Origin of the sequence: uncultured Pseudoteredinibacter sp., from assembly GCF_947502065.1 — a bacterium.
In the GTDB taxonomy this organism is placed as follows: Bacteria; Pseudomonadota; Gammaproteobacteria; order Pseudomonadales; family Cellvibrionaceae; genus Pseudoteredinibacter.
Genome location: NZ_CANMYE010000002.1, coordinates 212,875 through 231,205, shown reverse-complemented (window position 1 = coordinate 231,205; position 18,331 = coordinate 212,875). Strand labels below are relative to the sequence as shown.

General features: G+C 46.4%; 19 protein-coding genes. 10 read left to right on the top strand and 9 right to left on the bottom strand.

Annotated features, from left to right (window positions below):
- Positions 1-43: 43 nt before the first annotated feature.
- From Q1A41_RS07760 to nadE, 3 genes are read right to left on the bottom strand one after another with little or no spacing between them, the layout of a single operon-like run.
- Positions 44-1,405 carry a sigma-54 dependent transcriptional regulator gene (locus Q1A41_RS07760; RefSeq protein WP_299976785.1) on the bottom strand — a complete coding sequence of 454 codons (1,362 nt, stop codon included), beginning with the start codon at positions 1,403-1,405 and terminating at the stop codon, positions 44-46.
- Entirely contained in the window at positions 1,402-2,988 is a 1,587-nt protein-coding gene (locus Q1A41_RS07755; RefSeq protein ID WP_299976782.1) for an ATP-binding protein, read from the bottom strand. The genes Q1A41_RS07760 and Q1A41_RS07755 overlap by 4 nt, the downstream gene beginning before the upstream one ends.
- 5 nt (positions 2,989-2,993) lie before the next feature.
- Positions 2,994-3,836 (bottom strand): ammonia-dependent NAD(+) synthetase, encoded by an 843-nt coding sequence (gene nadE, locus Q1A41_RS07750; protein ID WP_299976779.1) that lies wholly within the window; start codon positions 3,834-3,836, stop codon positions 2,994-2,996.
- 157 nt (positions 3,837-3,993) lie between these two features.
- Between nadE and ampD the strand changes: the two genes are divergently transcribed.
- From ampD to Q1A41_RS07725, 5 genes are all read left to right on the top strand, one after another.
- The gene (gene ampD / locus Q1A41_RS07745; protein ID WP_299976776.1) at positions 3,994-4,599 is read left to right on the top strand and encodes a 1,6-anhydro-N-acetylmuramyl-L-alanine amidase AmpD; all 606 of its coding nucleotides are present in this window, start codon (positions 3,994-3,996) and stop codon (positions 4,597-4,599) included.
- 95 nt (positions 4,600-4,694) lie between these two features.
- Positions 4,695-5,726, top strand: coding sequence for a regulatory signaling modulator protein AmpE (gene ampE / locus Q1A41_RS07740; protein WP_299976773.1), 1,032 nt, complete (start codon positions 4,695-4,697; stop codon positions 5,724-5,726).
- 120 nt (positions 5,727-5,846) lie between these two features.
- Positions 5,847-6,494: a TetR family transcriptional regulator gene (locus Q1A41_RS07735; protein WP_299976770.1), complete on the top strand. Its 648-nt coding sequence runs from the start codon at positions 5,847-5,849 to the stop codon at positions 6,492-6,494.
- Positions 6,495-6,865: 371 nt separating this feature from the next.
- Positions 6,866-7,348, top strand: a complete 483-nt coding sequence (locus Q1A41_RS07730) for a YajQ family cyclic di-GMP-binding protein (RefSeq protein ID WP_299771509.1) — start codon at positions 6,866-6,868, stop codon at positions 7,346-7,348.
- A gap of 92 nt (positions 7,349-7,440) precedes the next feature.
- On the top strand, positions 7,441-8,691 hold the full coding sequence (locus Q1A41_RS07725; RefSeq protein WP_299976767.1) for an AmpG family muropeptide MFS transporter: 1,251 nt from the start codon (positions 7,441-7,443) through the stop codon (positions 8,689-8,691).
- Between the two features lie 48 nt (positions 8,692-8,739).
- Here Q1A41_RS07725 and Q1A41_RS07720 read toward each other — a convergent pair whose 3' ends face one another.
- Entirely contained in the window at positions 8,740-9,039 is a 300-nt protein-coding gene (locus Q1A41_RS07720; protein ID WP_299976763.1) for an MGMT family protein, read from the bottom strand.
- 35 nt (positions 9,040-9,074) lie between these two features.
- Here Q1A41_RS07720 and Q1A41_RS07715 point away from each other — a divergent pair, with 35 nt between their 5' ends.
- The 4 genes from Q1A41_RS07715 to groL all read left to right on the top strand — a co-directional run bounded on the left by Q1A41_RS07715 (position 9,075) and on the right by groL (position 13,288).
- Positions 9,075-10,082: a DUF481 domain-containing protein gene (locus tag Q1A41_RS07715; protein ID WP_299976759.1), complete on the top strand. Its 1,008-nt coding sequence runs from the start codon at positions 9,075-9,077 to the stop codon at positions 10,080-10,082.
- A 105-nt stretch (positions 10,083-10,187) separates the two neighbouring features.
- Positions 10,188-10,700, top strand: coding sequence for an FxsA family protein (locus Q1A41_RS07710; protein ID WP_299976756.1), 513 nt, complete (start codon positions 10,188-10,190; stop codon positions 10,698-10,700).
- Positions 10,701-11,288: 588 nt separating this feature from the next.
- Positions 11,289-11,582, top strand: coding sequence for a co-chaperone GroES (locus Q1A41_RS07705; protein WP_299976753.1), 294 nt, complete (start codon positions 11,289-11,291; stop codon positions 11,580-11,582).
- Between the two features lie 53 nt (positions 11,583-11,635).
- A complete protein-coding gene (gene groL / locus Q1A41_RS07700; protein WP_299977814.1) occupies positions 11,636-13,288 on the top strand; it encodes a chaperonin GroEL in 1,653 nt (550 codons plus the stop codon).
- A gap of 1,127 nt (positions 13,289-14,415) precedes the next feature.
- On the opposite strand, the gene Q1A41_RS07695 is transcribed toward groL, so the two are convergent.
- Both Q1A41_RS07695 and zigA read right to left on the bottom strand, forming a co-directional pair.
- A complete protein-coding gene (locus Q1A41_RS07695; protein ID WP_299976750.1) occupies positions 14,416-14,820 on the bottom strand; it encodes a TraR/DksA C4-type zinc finger protein in 405 nt (134 codons plus the stop codon).
- A 33-nt stretch (positions 14,821-14,853) separates the two neighbouring features.
- A complete protein-coding gene (gene zigA, locus Q1A41_RS07690; protein ID WP_299976748.1) occupies positions 14,854-16,053 on the bottom strand; it encodes a zinc metallochaperone GTPase ZigA in 1,200 nt (399 codons plus the stop codon).
- Positions 16,054-16,236: 183 nt separating this feature from the next.
- Between zigA and Q1A41_RS07685 the strand changes: the two genes are divergently transcribed.
- Positions 16,237-17,235: a ChaN family lipoprotein gene (locus Q1A41_RS07685; protein ID WP_299976745.1), complete on the top strand. Its 999-nt coding sequence runs from the start codon at positions 16,237-16,239 to the stop codon at positions 17,233-17,235.
- Positions 17,236-17,325: 90 nt separating this feature from the next.
- On the opposite strand, the gene Q1A41_RS20375 is transcribed toward Q1A41_RS07685, so the two are convergent.
- From Q1A41_RS20375 to Q1A41_RS07675, 3 genes are read right to left on the bottom strand one after another with little or no spacing between them, the layout of a single operon-like run.
- Positions 17,326-17,607 carry a S24/S26 family peptidase gene (locus Q1A41_RS20375; RefSeq protein WP_363322346.1) on the bottom strand — a complete coding sequence of 94 codons (282 nt, stop codon included), beginning with the start codon at positions 17,605-17,607 and terminating at the stop codon, positions 17,326-17,328.
- Positions 17,608-17,613: 6 nt separating this feature from the next.
- Complete coding sequence (sodN, locus tag Q1A41_RS07680) at positions 17,614-18,105, bottom strand: superoxide dismutase, Ni (RefSeq protein ID WP_299976742.1); 492 nt, start codon at positions 18,103-18,105, stop codon at positions 17,614-17,616.
- A 29-nt stretch (positions 18,106-18,134) separates the two neighbouring features.
- Positions 18,135-18,317 (bottom strand): hypothetical protein, encoded by a 183-nt coding sequence (locus Q1A41_RS07675; protein ID WP_299771532.1) that lies wholly within the window; start codon positions 18,315-18,317, stop codon positions 18,135-18,137.
- Positions 18,318-18,331 lie beyond the last annotated feature (14 nt).

Genomic DNA, 18,331 nt, shown 5'->3' with positions numbered 1-18,331 from the left:
GAGATGAAAAGACTCGTCTGGTATAGGCCATCGGCCTTAGAGTTTAGGCGTCGTCTAATCCCAGTTTCTTAAGGCGATAGCGAAAAGAGCGGAAAGTGATACCTAGGCTCTCTGCTGCAGCAGTTTTATTCCAGCGGCAATCTTCTAGTGCCCCCAATAAAAACTCTTTTTCAACCTCGATTAAATAGTCGTCTAAGCTGCGGCCTTCGAGGCTATGTTTTGAAGTGCCAGTTTGTTTTTCTGTAATGCTTCTTGGTAACTCATTTATAAATAGATCGGCTTCAGTAATAAGATCATTATCGCAAAGAGTAAAAGCACGCTCTAAGATATTTTCTAGTTCCCGAATATTGCCGGGGAATTGATAGTCGTGCAGCCTGCTTTTGGCTCCTTCATCTAAGCTGGCCGCTTGCAGGCCCATATCGCTGGCAATTCTTTCAAGGAAAAAATCGCATAATACAGAGATATCTTCTCGACGCTCACGAAGGGCTGGTACAGCTATTTCGATAACATTAATACGGTAAAACAAATCACTACGAAAGCGTTGTGCGCTGACTTCAGCGTGTAGATCTTTATGAGTCGCACTTAAAATTCTTACATTGATAGGAATCTCCGACTGCGCCCCAATTTGGCGTATAGCTTTTTCTTGAATAGCACGCAATAGCTTTACTTGCATGTCTAGTGGGAGGTCAGCGACCTCATCGAGAAAAAGAGTACCACCATCGGCTGCTTGGAATAGGCCTATCTTGTCTTGATGCGCGCCAGTAAATGCACCTTTTTGATGGCCAAAAAACTCGCTCTCCATCAGTTCAGCGGGAATAGCACCACAGTTAACCGGAATAAATGGCCCTTCAGCTCTTGGGCCTTGGTAATGTATTGAGCGCGCTACGACTTCTTTACCACTACCCGATTCGCCCGAAATATAAATAGGCGCTTGTGACTGAGCCAGTTTTTTGATTTGCTTTTTTAAGCGCTTAGTTGCTTGTGAGTCACCAACGAAGCTTGGACCTTTTTGCTTACGGCCGCTTTTTGCTTTCTTTTTTACCTCTAGAGCATTGCTTACAAGGGTTCGTAGCTGTTCAAGGTTTACAGGTTTTGATACAAAATCGTAGGCACCGGCTTTCATGGCGTTGATGGCGGTATCGGTATTGCCATGTGCTGTAAACACCGCCACCGGTAGGGCATAGTCCAGCTTTTGAATTTCTTCTACGAGCTCAATACCATCGCCATCGGGTAGCTTTAAATCTGTAAGACATAGATCGAACTCTTGCTCTTGTAGCAAGCTTCTTGCTTGTTTGCAGTCTCCGGCGGCAACCGTATCCAAACCCATGCGGCCTAAAGTGATTTCTAATAATTCGCGAATATCAGGTTCGTCATCGATAACAAGAACTTTGCGCGCCTTGCTCATTGCAATAATGCCTCTGGATCTGGAAAGCGTAGCCTGAAACAATTATGCCCCGGACGGCTTTCTTTAATGATAATTGAAACTTGGTTAGCTTCGCATAATTCTTTTACAAGGTATAAGCCTAAGCCCGAGCCTGCATGGTGGGTGGTATAAAAAGGCTCGAATATTTTACCGCGCTCACTCTCAGAAATGCCTGGGCCGCTATCGATTATATCGATAATAGGGCGCCCGGTCTCCTTGTCGAGATCCAACACCAATTCAATTTTGGCATTGCCGCTGTGCTCTTCACCATAGCGTACGCCGTTGTCCACTAAGTTGCTAAGTACCTGTGACATTTGATGTTGGTCGAAGGCGCTGTTTAGATTTTCTGCCAATGAATGACTGCCGATAAAAGCCCCTTTTTCACTGCTGTATCGCTTGCAAAATTCACTACACCAGAGATTCAGCTCTACAGAACTAATATTGGCGGTTTGCCTTCTAGAAAGTTGCAGAACACTTTCAATGATGCCATTAACTCGCAAGCAGTGGTTGTCGATAATCTCCGTTAGGCGCTTATCGGCCTCGTGAATTTCGGTAGACTCCTGCAGTAGTTGGTTAGCATGGCTAAGTGCCCCCAAGGGGTTACGAATCTCATGTGCGATGGATGCGGTAAGGCGCCCAAGAGAAGCTAGCTTTAGCTGCTGGGCTTGGTTGTGAATTTGCCGGTTATCATCGATAAAGATTAAAATATCTTCCCCTTGCTGGACAAAGCCGATGCGAAGCTCTTGAGGGTTGTTGGCCAACTGAATGATTTGAGCGCTGGCTTGAGGTCTCTCCAGCCATTTTAACAGTAGATCCTGTAATTCCGGCAATACCTCCATAGAAAAAGGCAGTTCAGGCAGATGCTTCTCTATATTTAGTAGGTGTTTGGCAGACTCGTTGATAATTTCGACTTGCTTGTGTTCATTTACAACAACAATACCGGTATATAGGCGTGCCACAATTCTGTGGGTAAGTTGCTCTAAATACCGGGCATGCTCCGCTTGTGTTAATGCGGCAGCCTCACTGAGATGTAGCCGTCGGCTAACATTTTGGAATATTCCAGATACCAGAAACAATAATGCGCCTATGGCGCCTGCAGAAAAAACATTACGTGGGTCGATCGGTATTATTAGTAATTCGCCAGTTAACAAAAAGATGCTGGCAATAGCGGCTAAAGCGTAGTGTATTTGGCCTTGGATAAATAAACTGGCAGTAATAACACTAATAAAAAATAAGTATCCGAGACCGCTGCTGGTTCCTCCACTGCTATAGCACAGTAAACTGATAAAAATTAAGTCAACAACAGTGGTGGCAAAAACCTGTTCGGTTCTGGCTGTTGGTGCTTGTAGCCATAAGCGGAGAAGGCTAAATGAGCTAAGTAGACAGTAGGCGGCGGCTGTATAGAAAAACATCTTTGGCTCATAAGAGCCAAAGATGTCTCGGCTAAAGCCACTGCTAAACATGGCCAGCAGCAGTGCGCTCAAGGCGAAACGATAGTAGCTAAAGACTCGCAGTATACGAAGGCTAGACTCTGGCAGCCGAATTACCTCTGCAGATATTCCCATCGTAGTTAGCCTTCTATATCGTATACCGTAGGAATGGCTTCTCGTTTGTGTTGTGTACGCAGGTAAATTTGGATGAGTTTATCTTCCACATCTGGGTCTTGATTTTTAGCCTCAAGAAAATCATCAATTTGATCATAACTTAGGCCAAGGGCCTGCTCATCAGCCTTTTGTGGCTCTAAGCATTCGAGATCTGCAGTTGGAATCTTGTATACCAGTTGCTCTGGTGCACCAAGGTGTGCGGCTAATTGACGAACTTGTCTTTTGCTTAGACCAAACAGCGGTGCTAGATCGCATGCTCCGTCGCCCCATTTGGTGTAAAAGCCAGTAATGTTCTCTGCTGAGTGATCGGTACCCAGTACCAAGCCGTTATATAAACCAGCAATTTCATATTGCACTAGCATCCGACAGCGCGCTTTTACGTTGCCTTTTACAAAATCCTGTTTGTTAGCACTGCCTTGATCTAGGCCGGCTTTGCTGATTGCGGCTAAAGTCGCGCTGTGAGCACCATCAGCGGCGGCTTGAATATTTACGCTGACAGAGTGGCTCGGCTCAATAAAACCCAAAGACAGTTGAGCTTCATCCTCATCTTGCTGCTCACCATAGGGCAAACGAACAGCAATAAATTGATAGCCTTGCTGGACTTCTTCCTGGTTTAACTGATTGACCGCCAGTTGCGCCAATCGGCCGCAAGTCGTTGAGTCAACTCCCCCCGAGATACCAAGAACGAGGGTTTTACTGTTGGCACGTTGCAGCATGGTTTTGATAAAAGATACGCGACGATTTACCTCTTGCTCTGGGTTGATCTGTGGTAAAACTTTCATTTCAGCAATAATGTCGGCAGCGCGCATAGTTTTATCTCGCTTAGTTGAGCGTTAGAATAATGCAGGTAGGCTTGAAGGCAGCCCCTATCCAAACGGTTTATTTTAAGCCAATTGCTGCTCTGGCGAAATATATGTTGATTATTTAATCTTGGGCGTCAAAGTGCCGTGCCTATGAGGGCTAAATTTGAATAAACAAAATCAAGGCTGGCTGCACCATATTCGAGCATGCCCGTCGCCAAATTTTAATCAGCGCCCAGCGTCTGCTGATATATCTTTGCTCGTAATTCACAATATCAGCTTGCCGCCGGGGCAATTTGGTGGTGATCACATAGAGAAATTTTTTTGCAATCAGCTCGATTGCAGTGCCCATGAGTACTTCGCCACCATCGCTGAGCTACAGGTGTCAGCGCATTTCCTGATTGAGCGCAGCGGGCAAGTCATTCAGTTTGTGGATATCTTTGAGCGAGCGTGGCACGCTGGGCAGTCGATCTACGAGGGGCGCGAAAACTGCAATGATTTCAGTATCGGGGTAGAACTCGAAGGTTGTGATGATCAATGTTATAGCCCTGAGCAGTATCAAGCCTTGGCAGAGCTTAGCTTTCAGCTGATTGAACTTTGCCCTTCTATGCGTGCCAAGCTGCCCAGTTTGGCGTCAAAAGTGGCTGGCTTTCACATCTGTGGCCACAGCGATATAGCACCGGAGCGCAAAACTGATCCTGGCCCGTACTTCGATTGGCTGAGTTATGAAAAACAGTTGCAGCAAATCTTTACACTTCAAGGTGATAGTTAGTCGGCTTAGCCTCGTCTAAAAAGGGGAGAGTGAGACTTAATCGGTAAGATTGTACCGAATGAATACCTATCGAACGAAAGACATCGGGTGAAACTATGCAATTAACTGTTCTATTGATTGCCTTGATCTGTGTGCGTTGGTTTGGAACTCCATCGTGGCTACACTTGGATCAATGGGTAAAGCCTTGGCTAGACGCCATTGCAGGCAAAAGTTTACGAAACAAGCCATGGCTGTATTGGCTAATTGCGGCCCTGGTGCCTTTAGCTATAGCGGCCTATGCGCTGCAGTGGAGCGCCCATCAAAGTGGCTTTTTAGAGTTTATCGTTACCGCCTTTATCTTGTTATACAGCATTGGTCGAGATGACTTTAAAGCCCAAGTGCAAGGCTTTATTGCAGCCGTAAAAGGTGCAGATAACGATGCCATTAAAGCCGCAGCGCGCGAGCTACAGGCAAGCCCCGCAGACGAAGAGCTCGCAGATGATAAAGCAGAGTTATACCATCAAACACTGCTTAATGCAGCGTACCGTGCCATGGAGCGCGTATTTGTGGTGTTCTTTTGGTTTGCCATGTTGGGACCATTGGCGGCTTTGGCTTATCGGATCTTACGCATTTTCTATAGTGAGTATCAGGCGCGCCAAGAAGCGCTAAATGCCCAACAGGCAAGCATAGCTGCAGAGCAAGCCTCTTCTGTCGAAGGGAACAGCGGTGAGCAAAAGCTAGAGGGCTCGGAACAGGAGGCTCAGGAGCTTGAGGCGGCCAGCCAAAGCCAATCTAGCTCGCAGGCCATGGAAGAAACTAAGGATGGCGACTTTATCATCGATGCCAAGCCCCTCAATAAGCTACTTTGGTTGCTGGAATGGCCAGTTGTTAGAGTGTTGGGGTTAAGCTTTGCCATTACCGGTAACTTTATGAGTTGTATGCAGCGCTGGCGTGATAGCCTGCTGTGCTTTAAAACACCATCGAAGAAGGTGTTGGGTAATGCCATCGGTGGCGCCTTAGACATCGACGTTGAAAAACTTGATTGTGAGGCGATCTGCTGTGAAATGGAGACCTTACAGTCCTTGTTCTACCGAACCGGCTTATTCTGGTTATGCGCTTTGGCGGTATATCTCATGTTGGCCTTGTAGACGCTACAATCAACAACTGTGCAAAGATTAAGGGCAGCTTATGGCTGCCCTTTTGCGTCTTAACAGCTCAACAGATTGCCCCTTGGCTGTTATGATGGCGCCTTTTAAGTAGGAATTTCCATGGCCCAGCCATCCTCTAAGCCCAGCAGGGGTGAGCAGACTCGCCAGCAGATATTGGATGCGGCACTAAGAGTTTTGGCCAGTCAGGGCTATCGAGCCCTGACTCATCGAGCCATAGCCAAAGAGGCTGGGGTAAGCCTTTCACTTACCACTTACCACTTTAAAGACCTAGAAGCTTTGCTGCATGATGCCTTCGCCTACTATAAGCAGAATGTGCTGAATGAGTTTGAAGGACGTTGGCAGAGCCTGCATGGGGAGTTTTTACAGCCGGCCATTGTGGAGGCCAAGTGCAGTGGTGATAGAAGAGCTCTGGTCAACCTTTTAGTCAACTATATGACCGACTTTATCGAGGCCGATTTATTGGAGCGCAGCGAGGGTGTGGCCGTGGAAATGACTTTCCACTTTGATCTTCACCTTGAGGAAGAGCAACGCAATTTCGCCTATGAGCTGTGCAACAGGCTCTACCCTAGAATGCATGATTTTTATTTAGAGATGGGCAGTGATGATCCCGCTACGGATGCGCACCTGCTGTTGGATGTTGCTCATTTTTTACGCTTTCGCCGACTGGCTGTTCCTCAAATGCTTAGCCGAGAGGATGTTCATCTTCGCCTCCATAGACTTCTCAGCTCTCAGTTAGTTAGTGGGTAGTTGCTAACCTCTGGCGCTATGAAAACTATGGGGCTTTGGCTTGAGTTCTAGTCTTTGCAAAATAACTTACAGCAGGCCTTGACGGGGCAGGTGGCCAAGACCTATTATGAATACCCTTGCCGGTTTGCCTGTACAAATATACAGCTCCTCGATTCGCATGGACGCCTAGCACTGAAACACTAGCTGCATTTGGGTCGAGCCGGTAAGGGCCTTTTTCCATCTCTCTTCTTGTTTTATTTCTGTTTTAACACGCTCAAAATTCCATCAGTTTAGCCCCCTTCTGTTACGCTCTATAAAATCAATCGAGATAGTTTTTGATGGTGCTGTTATTATGCGGCGCATATTTATGAACTTGTTAGCTGGGGAATTTCATGCCGTCTTTTGACATCGTTTCGGAAGTGGATAAGCACACCTTAACCAATGCCGTTGATCAATCTAATCGTGTGGTAACAACCCGTTTTGATTTTAAAGGCGTGGATGCTGATTTCACTCGCAACGATTTCACCATCACCATTCGTGCAGACGAAGAATTCCAGGTTCAGCAAATGCTCGATATTCTGCAAAGCGATTTGCACAAAAATAAGATCGACATTCAATGTTTGGAATGTAAAGACATTATCTCCTCGGGTAAGCAAAAAAAGCAGGATGTTATTGTTCGCACCGGTATTGATAGCGATTTGGCGAGAAAGATCGTCAAAATGATTAAAGAGAAAAAACTCAAGGTGCAAGCCCAGGTTCAAGGCGATCAAGTTCGGGTAACGGGCAAGAAGCGCGATGACCTGCAAGCTGTTATGGCGATGTTGCGCGCGTCTGAGTTGGATATGCCTTTGCAGTTTAATAACTTTCGCGATTAATAAGAGGCGCTAGCTTCAGATCAATCGGATTGCTCCGAACCAATGGCCAAGCACATACTCTAAACTGAACGATCAGTACTAACGGATTTCTTATGACTGCTTCCCAGCCGAGCCTTAAGGCGGCGATATTTAATCGCCGTATGCTGACCTGTGTCTTTACTGGCATGGCTTCGGGCCTACCTCTTTATGTTCTTATCCAGCTTGTGCCACTTTGGCTGCGCGAAGAAGGCGTGGGTCTTAAAGAAATTGGCTTTTTCACACTGGTGACCTTCCCTTACACCTGGAAGTTTATCTGGGCGCCCTTATTGGATCGCTACAGTCTGTTACCCATGGGGCGTCGTCGAAGTTGGTTGCTGGTCACCCAACTAGGATTGATGGCCAGTATTGCTGCACTCGGCTATTGGCAGCCAGTAACGGATATCAAACTGATTGCCGCAGTTTGTTTTCTAGTTGCTGTACTTAGTGCTACTCAGGATATTGCGATTGATGCCTTTCGCCGGGAGATTCTCCCCGATGAAGAGCTGGGTATGGGCACCAGTATTCATGTCCAAGCTTATCGTATCTCGGGCTTATTGCCTGGTGGCTTATCCTTTATCTTGGCCGATCATATTAGCTGGCAGCAGGTTTTTTGGGTAACTGGAGCTTATATGGTCATCGGTTTATTGATGACATTATTTGTGAAAGAAGCTGTATCCGATGCGGTGCGACCCAAAACCTTGCAAGAGGCGGTGGTTAACCCATTTAAAGATTTTGTGGGTCGTCATGGTAAAACTGGCGCGCTATTAGTGCTGAGTTTTATGTGCCTATATAAGTTTGGTGATAATTTAGCTGTGGCTTTATCAACGCCGTTTTATTACGACTTGGGCTTCACTAAAACCCAAGTGGGCTTGGTCGCTAAAAATGCTGGCTTATGGTCTTCCATAGTGGGGGCACTATTGGGGGGCATTATTATGATCCGCATCGGCATCAATAAGGCGCTTTGGGTATTTGGTGTAGTGCAGTTGGTATCGATTTTGGGTTTTGCGGTATTGGCCTATGTGGGCGCCAATGTGTGGGTTTTGGCTGGAGCCATTATTTTAGAATACCTTGGTGTTGGCTTGGGTACGGCGGCTTTCTCGGCTTATATGGCGCGGATTACTAATCCTCTATTTGCGGCTACTCAGTTTGCGCTACTGTCGGCGCTTGCGTCTTTTCCTCGTACCATCGCCAGTAGCCTTTCCGGAATTTTGGTAGAGCACTTCGGTTGGGTGCAGTTTTTTATTATGTGCTCACTCACTGCTATCCCGGGTATGTTGCTGCTCTTTAAAGTTGCACCTTGGCGTCAACAAGAAGAAGCCGAGTGATTTCAAAATCCAGCAGCAATAAAAACTATATCTGAATATTCTTTTCCTTTAAGGTTGCCAGCGGCAGCCTTTGGCAACTCGTTCTCCAACAAACTCGACCCCTTCGGCCAGCAATAACTCGTGCTGACGTTGATAGGCTGGGCCGGGGGCGAGTGAAATTTTGCCCTGACTATTGAGTACCCGAAACCAAGGTATTTTGCTGCCTTTAGGTAATCGCCCCATCAACTTGCCCACGTGTCGGCTATGATTAGGGTAGCCGGCTAGTTTGGCCACTTGGCCATAGCTGGCCACTTTACCTTTGGGGATGGCAGCCACAATTTGGTACACCGCTTGGGAAAACTCTTCCATCGACATTATTGATTAAAATCTCATTTACTTAAAAGATGATTCGACTAACCACTATATTTCTTACTTACCTGCTAGCCTGCAATCTTAGCCAGGCTGCACGTTTAACTTTATTGAATGGCGATAGCTTACAGGGGGATTTGCTCGGAATCGAGGGCAATACCCTACGCTGGCAGTCACCGATGCTGGGCGAGTTAAAAGTGCCTCTAAATAAAGTGGAAAGCTTTAACAGCGATACCCTAGTGAAAATCCAAGGCCGCGAGGATGCTTGTAGTATTACTTCGGTAACTGATGGTGTGATGCACTACAGTTGCTCAGAAGAGCAGGGCAATAAGGTAGATTTGCTGGCAGTTGATCAAGTAGAGCCCTTTGAGAAATTCTATACCCAAGATATCGATATAAATGGCAGTTTGGCGGTAGCCGGTGTGCTCTCGCGTGGTAATAAGGAAGAAGACGATTGGGACGTGGCGGCTAAGCTTGGTGCTGAACATGGCGATTATCGCCATGAGGCCGATTTTAAATACGATAATACCGATAAGCTTCTGCAGTCAGAGCAAACCGAAGACTATAAGTTGGCTTATCAGTTAGATTGGTTTTTTAAAGAGCGCTGGTTCTTATACAGCGATGTCAGTACTGAGATGCTGGAATCCAAAAATATCGATCAGCGCTATGGCCTGGGTTTGGGGGTAGGTTATCAGTGGTTTAAAAGGCAAGATCTCAGTTTGGCCTTAGAAAGCGGTTTGAATCTGCAAAACGAAGAGCAAACTGGGGCCGCCGAGGCCGAAGAGCGCCTTAATTGGCAATGGGCTCTGCAGCTGGATTATCGCCTGCCGTTTTCGGCAACCTTGTTTCACAAGCATAAACTCAGCTATTCCATGCAGATGGCCGAAGATTGGGAAATTGATAGCGAAACCGGTTTGAAGGTGCCTTTGGGCTACGGTTTATCTTCGGATCTTAAATTCCAATACGATTTCGATAATATGCCCGCTGAGGGAGCAAAACGTAAAGATACTCGTCTAACGGTAGGTGTTGCCTACCAATGGTAGGTTAAGATTGGCTAAGTGCGCTTGTTATTGGATACTTAAGAGCCATATCTAAGATGTAGAGCTTGGAGTTGCTGCAAGCTTGTTCTAATTAGCGAGGTTATCAAGGTGCGTGGTTTATTTTTGTTGTTTGTCGTTATGCCAGTGTTGGAGCTATGGCTACTCATTCAGGTTGGCGGGCAAATTGGCGGCTTAAACACCATTGCGCTGGTTTTTTTAACGGCCATCATCGGCACCTGGCTGCTACGCAGGCAGGGCCTTAAAACCCTTCTACAGGCCCGCACTAAGATGGAAAGCGGTCAAATGCCAGCTAAAGAGATGGCTGAGGGCATCTGTTTGGCCGTGGGCGGTGCTTTGCTCCTTACCCCTGGCTTTATTACTGATGCCATTGGTTTTGCTTGCTTAATTCCTGGCCTTCGTACCGCGTTAATCGCTTTGGTGGTTAAAAACCTACATGTTCAAGCTGTCCACTCCCAGTCCTTCAATGGCCAGGGATATAGTGGCCAGAGCTACCGTCGAGGCCCTACTGGGCAATCTGGCGATATTATCGAAGGTGAATGGGAATCCTCTGCAGATCAGCCTAAAGGGCATATTGACCAAGGAAATTCATCTGATCGCTAGCTAAAGGGCTTCGATTCCGAGCTATGTGTAGGTGAGGGGCTTAGCCTAGGGGGCGCATGAATACGTCCCTGTAGCTCTTCTCCGGCATCCCTGCCTCCAAAGCCCCTAGGCTAAGCCCCTCACCTACACATATCTCTACTTGGTCTGGCGCTGAAATATTCTGTCTCCTAAGCCTGCCCTCTCTATTTTGCTGGGCTTCAATGATTATCCAGTTTTTGAGGGTTGTTTCCTAACTGAGAGTCTTAGGTCCGAAAGCAAGCATGAGGGCTTTGGAGGCAGGGATGCCGGAGAAGAGCCCCAGGGATGGGTTTATGCGCCCCTCATGCTTGCTTTCGGACCTAAGACTCTCATCGAAGCCACGTATAATTGTTCTTGTTAGATTTATTGGAGAAAAAATCCCCCCAAACGCTTGAAAACCCAATTTCGACCCCCATCATTCCTAGAGTCGGGATAAACCCGCAAGAATTTCGCCTCCATAGGCTTGAAACCCCTATGAGCGGCACAATATACACATCTAGGCCGGCGCAGAGCTGGACCAGATCAAGTTCAATAGACCTTCAGTAGAAGGTAAACGTTTGGAGAAAGTTGATGAAAATTCGTCCCTTACACGATCGTGTTGTGGTTCGTCGTCAGGAAGAAGAAGCTACTTCCGCTGGCGGTATCGTTCTACCGGGTTCTGCGCAAGAAAAGCCAGCCCAAGGTGTAGTTGTGGCAGTAGGCACAGGCCGCATCGCTGACAATGGCGAAGTTCGCCCATTAGCAGTAAAAGAAGGCGATATCGTAGTATTTGGTAAGTACTCTGGTAGCAACACCGTACAGGTAGACGGCGAAGAGCTGCTTATCCTAAACGAAAGCGAAATTTACGGCGTATTGGAAGGCTAAGGCGAGCCTTGCTTCCAGTAACCCCCTAAGACACAAATTTGAAGGAAATTTGAATCATGGCTAAAGACGTATTGTTTGGTGATGAAGCTCGCCAGAGAATGTTGGTAGGTGTAAACATCCTAGCTGACGCAGTAAAAACTACCCTAGGCCCTAAAGGCCGTAACGTAGTATTAGATAAGTCATTCGGTGCCCCAACCGTAACCAAAGACGGCGTATCTGTAGCAAAAGATATCGAGCTAGCTGACAAGTTCGAAAACATGGGCGCGCAAATGGTTAAGGAAGTTGCTTCCAAAGCCAACGATGACGCTGGTGACGGTACTACTACCGCAACCGTATTGGCTCAGGCTATCGTAAACGAAGGCTTGAAGTCTGTTGCAGCCGGCATGAACCCAATGGATCTTAAGCGCGGTATCGATAAAGCCGTTGTCGCTGCTGTAGAGCACATCAAATCAATCGCTCAGCCTTGTGCCGATAGCAAATCTATTGCACAGGTAGGCACTGTTTCCGCAAACGACGATTCATCTGTTGGTGAAATCATCGCCGAAGCCATGGATAAAGTGGGTAAAGAAGGCGTAATCACCGTAGAAGAAGGTAACGCTCTAGAGAACGAACTAGACGTAGTAGAAGGTATGCAGTTCGATCGCGGCTACCTATCCCCTTACTTCATCACCAATCAAGAGAGCATGGCCGTAGAACACGAAGCGCCATTCCTATTGTTGGTTGATAAGAAAATCTCCAACATCCGCGAATTACTACCAACTTTGGAAGCCGTTGCAAAAGCTGGCAAGCCATTGGTTATCATCGCTGAAGATGTTGAAGGCGAAGCGCTAGCGACTTTGGTTGTAAACAACATGCGTGGCATCGTTAAAGTTGCAGCTTGTAAAGCACCTGGTTTCGGCGATCGTCGTAAAGCCATGTTGCAAGACATCGCTACCCTAACTGGTGCGACTGTTATCTCTGAAGAAGTAGGCTTAGATTTAGAAAGCACTACTCTTGAGCACCTAGGTACCGCTAAGCGCGTAACCATGAGCAAAGAAAACACCACTATCGTTGACGGCTCTGGTGAAGCTTCTGAGATCGAAGCTCGCGTTGCTCAGATCCGTGCTCAAATCGAAGAGACTTCTTCTGATTACGACCGTGAAAAACTACAAGAGCGCGTAGCTAAATTGGCTGGCGGTGTTGCAGTAATTAAAGTTGGTGCAGCTACTGAAGTAGAAATGAAAGAGAAGAAAGCTCGCGTTGAAGATGCATTACACGCAACTCGCGCTGCCGTAGAAGAAGGTGTAGTGCCTGGTGGTGGTACTGCCTTGCTTCGCGCTGTTGCTGCTATCGCTGACTTGGAAGGTGCTAACGAAGACCAGACTGCTGGTGTTGGCATTGCCCGTCGCGCGATGGAAGCTCCACTACGTCAAATCGTAAGCAACGCTGGCGATGAGTCTTCTGTTGTTGCCGATAAGGTGAAGCAAGCTGAAGGTAACCAGGGTTACAACGCTGGTACTGGTGAGTACGGCGACATGTTGGAAATGGGTATCCTAGATCCAGCTAAAGTTACCCGTAGCGCACTACAAGCTGCTGGCTCTATCGCTGGCCTTATGATCACTACCGAAGCAATGGTAGCAGATCAGCCTGCCGAAGCTGGCGCCGGTGGCGGCATGCCAGATATGGGCGGCATGGGCGGAATGGGTGGTATGGGCGGCATGATGTAAGCCACCCGCTTTACCCAAAGCTCTTAAAAAACCCGCAAGTGAAAGCTTGCGGGTTTTTTTATGCTTTCAAGTCTCGTGCTTTTGTCTTATTTCTTTGGGGAGGATTCGAAGCGGGTAGTCGAGTCAGCCTGTTTATGGTTTGATTCTTGAATCAAGCTGAATAAGAGCATATTGATCGTAAAAAGGAAAAACCAAGAGGTAACAGAATGGACTCAAAAATGAGATGGTTAAAGCTATTCCCTCTTAATAGCTTAAAGGAAGTACTTATACTACTGGCGGGTATCATATTGGGAGGAATACTTTCAGTTCTTATCCAAAGCAAGTCGCACAAGGAATTTATAAGTTACAGGGTTGAAGCCAAAGAGGTGTCTAAGATCTTATCTCGCCTTGAAAGCAATGGAATACTGTATTCGTATACGGTCGACCACTTGAAAAGACATCGGATTGCACCACAGGCCTCAAGCGAAGTATATGAGGAGCTGGTGGGCGTATCGAAATAGAGTCCCGGCGGACACTTGTCCATTTTATACGAGATAAACTTAATCGTTATGCATTGTTGTTTGTTGGGCGTTCCTTCGGGTGGGTGGTCTACATGCTAATCTTTTTGGTCGTCACTGAATTTCTAAAGATCGTGCCACTTGTGTTTTGGCTGTGGAACTACCCAATTGCATAGCTTAAGCAATAAGGAGTTATTGTTTTGAATCAACATGATATTGCGAAAATAAGAATTCTGGTGTGCTTTTCCACTATTCTGTATCTAGTCTTTTTCTTCCTTCCGTATATTTACCAATATACATTGTCTGAGGAAGTTAATTATTATATTTCTAGTTCACCAGTTAAACCTTTCTACGATATAACCATGGCCCAATACTGGGTGATTCTAATGGTTCATATGGCGTCTTTTTTTGCTCTATACGCTAGAGTGATTTTTGCTAGGTACCTGTTTTTATTGATAGTGGTTATGGATTTTATTATAGCGTTGATGTCTGGTGTTACTTCATATACTGGACTTGATGTTGTTATTTTCTCATTACTTAATATGACTAGTGGTTTAATACTGTACTTTGAGTTTTTTGTACTAAGAAACTCGCGATAAGGGTAAAGTGAGTAGAGAAGCATTTATGGGGTTAATCCCTATAAAACTTCTCCTTCGTTTCCTGTATTGCCTTTACTTCGGCACAATACTCAGCAGTCGGTCTTAACAGGAGTCTTGGAATACCAATCGGATCGCCAGACTCTAAACAGTACCCGTATTCGCCTTCGCGAATACGTTTTAGGGATTGCTGAATTTTGGGTAACAAGCGCTGATCCCGTTCAAATATTCGCAGTGAAATACTGTTTTGTTCTTCCATAGATGCCCGATCATTTTCATCGTTCAGATCGATGGGGGTTGCCATTTGCTGTTTGGCTTGCTCTATGCGGGCGCTGGTTGAGCCATAAAGATCGAGTAGGAGCTGTTTAAAAAACTCTAATTGCGCCTCGTTCATGTAGTCAGAATCTGGCGCGGCTTTGATTTGATCTTCGCTTAGCATTGATTGCTCCATTAGGGATTCGGTTTTTTAAAGTTATGCTTCTTGTTGCCAAGCAGGAAATGGATCTGGCAGTTGCAACCAGTATGATTTACCTTGCAGAACTTCTTCTTCACTAAGCAAGCAGCTATCCAATGCATCGATCATAGCTTCTTGGTTTAGGCCCTGGCCGATAAAAACCAACTCCTGACGCATATCCCCGAAAGGCTCTGCCCAACTTTTTTCTATAGACTCCAAATACTCCGGGTCTGTAGGCCAGTTCGCTTTGGGAATGGCTTTCCAAAACATGCCGGCAAAGCCGTAGTGAGCGATGCCGCCTGCTTGGCTCCATTGACCTGCAAACTCTGGGCGTGTTGCCAACCAGAAATATCCCTTGGAGCGAATAAGCTTGCCGAAGGCTTCACTGTTGTGAAGAAAACGATAAAACTTTTCGGGGTGAAAGGGGCGGCGGGCGAGATAGCTAAAGCTGGCTATGCCGTATTCTTCAGCTTCTGGTACATGTTCACCACGTAGTTCTTTTAGCCAGCCTGGTGCTTGTTGTGCTCGTTCAAAATCGAATAAGCCAGTATTTAATACTTCGTTAATATCGATTTGGCCGTTGGCAATTGGGATAATTTTTGCGTGGGTATTGAGGGTTTTTAAAATGGCGCTTAGTCGTTTTAAATCTTTTCCTTCGATTAGGTCAGTCTTGCTAATAAGTATAACGTCGGCGAATTCGACTTGATCAACTAGCAAATCAGCGACGCTGCGTTCATCGTCTTCCCCTAATGATTCTCCCACATCTTGCAGATATTTTGCTTCGTCGTAATCCTTTAAAAAATTAACGGCATCTACTACGGTTACCATGGTATCAAGCAAGGCGACATCCGATAGGGATGTGCCGTTTTCATCGGCGAAGGTAAATGTCTCTGCTACCGGTAGAGGCTCTGAAATGCCGGTGGATTCAATTACTAAATAATCGAACCGTCCTTCCTGCGCGAGCTTGCTTACTTCGAGTAGTAAATCTTCCCGCAAGGTGCAACAGATGCAACCATTACTCATCTCTACCAACTTTTCTTCTTGATGGCTAAGTGATACTTCGCTTTGAACGGTGGCGGCATCGATATTGATTTCACTCATATCATTGACGATCACAGCCACTTTTTTGCCTTGGCGATTATTGAGGATATGGCTGAGTACCGTTGTTTTACCGGCGCCGAGGAAGCCGGATAGTACAGTTACGGGTAGTTGATTCATTGTTATATATCTCTACAGGCTAGCCTTTATTGGTATGATATATTATATCTATTTGTGCTAGAAGAGCTTTGTAGGGCTAATGTCTAGTGGAGGTACTTGTTAATTACTTGCAGATGTAATTGATAATCATTGTTATATGTGGGTTTGGGAGATAAAATAACGCCCTTTTAGTTGGGGTTAATCATGTCTTGGCTTAAGCCGTCTATGCGCAAAACTTCTTTTGTGTTGTTACCATTGTCTATATTAGTAAGTGCCTGTTCTGGCACTGCACCAATATCCAAATCGATTGCGATAAAGGGAGAGAAGGTGGAGTCCGTAGCCAGTTTATATGACTACCAACTGCAAAATAGCGCCGATGAGACTATTGAGATAGCACAGTTACTTACCGAGATTGATGATGCGGATGTAGTCATGGTAGGTGAGTGGCATGCACATCCGGCTGTGCATTTGTTTCAAGCAAAATTGATGGCCGCCTTGGCAGCACAAGAGCGCCCGCTCAGTTTAACCATGGAGCATTTTACGCGTGCCGATCAAGCAGAGCTTAATCGCTATCTAGCAGGTGAAATTGGTGAGAGCACTTTACTTAAAAACACCAAGGCTTGGGACAATTATAAAAGTGATTACCGCCCTATGGTGGAAATTGCTCGCCACAACAAGCTACCTGTTATTGCCGCAAATGCTCCAAGAAACCATGTGAAGTGCGTTGGTCGATTTGGGCCAGCATATCTAGATGGTTTGGCAAAGGAAGAGCGAGCTATGGTTGCCGCCAAGGTGGATATCAGTGAATCACCCTACCGCGAAAAGTTCTTGGGCAATATGAAGGGTATGAGCTTAAGTGAAGAGCGCATTGCTAAAATGTTTGGCGCCCAAATGACATGGGATGCCACCATGGCTGAATCTATTGCTTTGCATTTGGATAAAAACCCTAACCGTCGAATATTTCACGTTGCTGGACGTTTCCATACGGAAGGCGGATTGGGTACAGGAGCTGAGCTTCTGAAATTAAAACCAAATTTAAAAATTGCCTATATTACTGCGGTCACTGCGGGTGAAACACTGAGCGGGAATGACTACCGTTTGGTCGTTGAAGAATTGCCGCCAATGTGGGTAAACAAAGAAGAGCGCAATGCGGTGATGGCTGGGCACAAGCGTAGTAAGCTCGATTGTGGTGAGAGTGAATAAGCCGCTATATCCGGGGTGATCCTTAAACAAAAACAGGCGGCCGTTGGCCGCCTGTTTTTGTTTGAGGATCTGACCCCATTAATGACCCCATTAAGGAGAAAAATGCCAAAGCATTCTGCCAATGATATTTTCCGTTTGGCACTGCCCTATATCTTCGCTACTGACACCCGCTGAGTTAAGACTTTTAAGATAAAGGCCTCCGCCTTGCGTTACTTCACCAACTTGTTTGAATATGGGCCCTATCTCGGGATGATCATAAACCAAAAACTGGCCCGGCCTTGGTTTTCGGCGAAGCGTGAATAGTAGAAGGTAGTCCCCGTCATTAAAACGGGGACTCATACTGTTACCAGTAATCTTAAAAATCTTCAGCACGAAAACTTAGGCCAGCTTTGGGTATACCACTTGCTCGGCTGGAGCATAAGGGCAGGTGGCCGTGTAGGTTTCAACACCTTTAGTCGCCCAAAAGTTTTCGGCAAATTCGTTAATTAAATTTAGAAACTCAACGGCCATATCGCGATCGATATGTTGGCGAACTTTGGAGCCTTGCAGCATGATGTTATGGGCAAGCTCGTGGGTGCCAGGAAATTTCTCAAACTGTGGTGCTTTAAAATAGTCGCCCCAGATAATACGAATCTCTTCTTTAGCTTTATTACAGTGGCTTTCTTTTTCCGCAACTAGGCGGCCAAGCTTGGCTTGATCGGCAAGGCTAAGTTCGCCTTTTGCAGCCAGTTCATTAATTTGGTCGATCATGCGAATAGCAGTTAAAGCGGCAATTTGCGCGATAGCTGGATCATAAATACCACAGGGGATATCGCAGTGGGCGCTGGCGCTGGGGATGGTTTTGTCGAACAAAGACAATAGCTTATGCATGGTTATTCCTTTTGTTAGCAGGCTTTTCATTAATCGTGGTTTTTCGCTTTTTGCTTGCGGGCGATATAGAACGCTGTGCCAATAACGGCCGTGATCGCAATGGCGGTAAGAATATGGATAGGCTCTGCGGCCCAGTGCTGGTGGTCATGACCTGGATGGGCTAGGGCAATTTGGCTGGCGCCAAGGCTAGCGGCAAGTAGGTATTTTTTCATGAAGGGGCTCCCCT

Coding starts and splice junctions, on each gene's coding strand:
- Q1A41_RS07760 (WP_299976785.1), bottom strand. CDS start 1,405: ATGAGCAAGGCGCGCAAAGTTCTTGTTATCGATGACGAACCTGATATT.
- Q1A41_RS07755 (WP_299976782.1), bottom strand. CDS start 2,988: ATGGGAATATCTGCAGAGGTAATTCGGCTGCCAGAGTCTAGCCTTCGT.
- nadE (WP_299976779.1), bottom strand. CDS start 3,836: ATGCGCGCTGCCGACATTATTGCTGAAATGAAAGTTTTACCACAGATC.
- ampE (WP_299976773.1), top strand. CDS start 4,695: ATGCAATTAACTGTTCTATTGATTGCCTTGATCTGTGTGCGTTGGTTT.
- Q1A41_RS07735 (WP_299976770.1), top strand. CDS start 5,847: ATGGCCCAGCCATCCTCTAAGCCCAGCAGGGGTGAGCAGACTCGCCAG.
- Q1A41_RS07730 (WP_299771509.1), top strand. CDS start 6,866: ATGCCGTCTTTTGACATCGTTTCGGAAGTGGATAAGCACACCTTAACC.
- Q1A41_RS07725 (WP_299976767.1), top strand. CDS start 7,441: ATGACTGCTTCCCAGCCGAGCCTTAAGGCGGCGATATTTAATCGCCGT.
- Q1A41_RS07720 (WP_299976763.1), bottom strand. CDS start 9,039: ATGGAAGAGTTTTCCCAAGCGGTGTACCAAATTGTGGCTGCCATCCCC.
- Q1A41_RS07715 (WP_299976759.1), top strand. CDS start 9,075: ATGATTCGACTAACCACTATATTTCTTACTTACCTGCTAGCCTGCAAT.
- Q1A41_RS07705 (WP_299976753.1), top strand. CDS start 11,289: ATGAAAATTCGTCCCTTACACGATCGTGTTGTGGTTCGTCGTCAGGAA.
- Q1A41_RS07695 (WP_299976750.1), bottom strand. CDS start 14,820: ATGCTAAGCGAAGATCAAATCAAAGCCGCGCCAGATTCTGACTACATG.
- zigA (WP_299976748.1), bottom strand. CDS start 16,053: ATGAATCAACTACCCGTAACTGTACTATCCGGCTTCCTCGGCGCCGGT.
- Q1A41_RS07685 (WP_299976745.1), top strand. CDS start 16,237: ATGTCTTGGCTTAAGCCGTCTATGCGCAAAACTTCTTTTGTGTTGTTA.
- sodN (WP_299976742.1), bottom strand. CDS start 18,105: ATGCATAAGCTATTGTCTTTGTTCGACAAAACCATCCCCAGCGCCAGC.
- Q1A41_RS07675 (WP_299771532.1), bottom strand. CDS start 18,317: ATGAAAAAATACCTACTTGCCGCTAGCCTTGGCGCCAGCCAAATTGCC.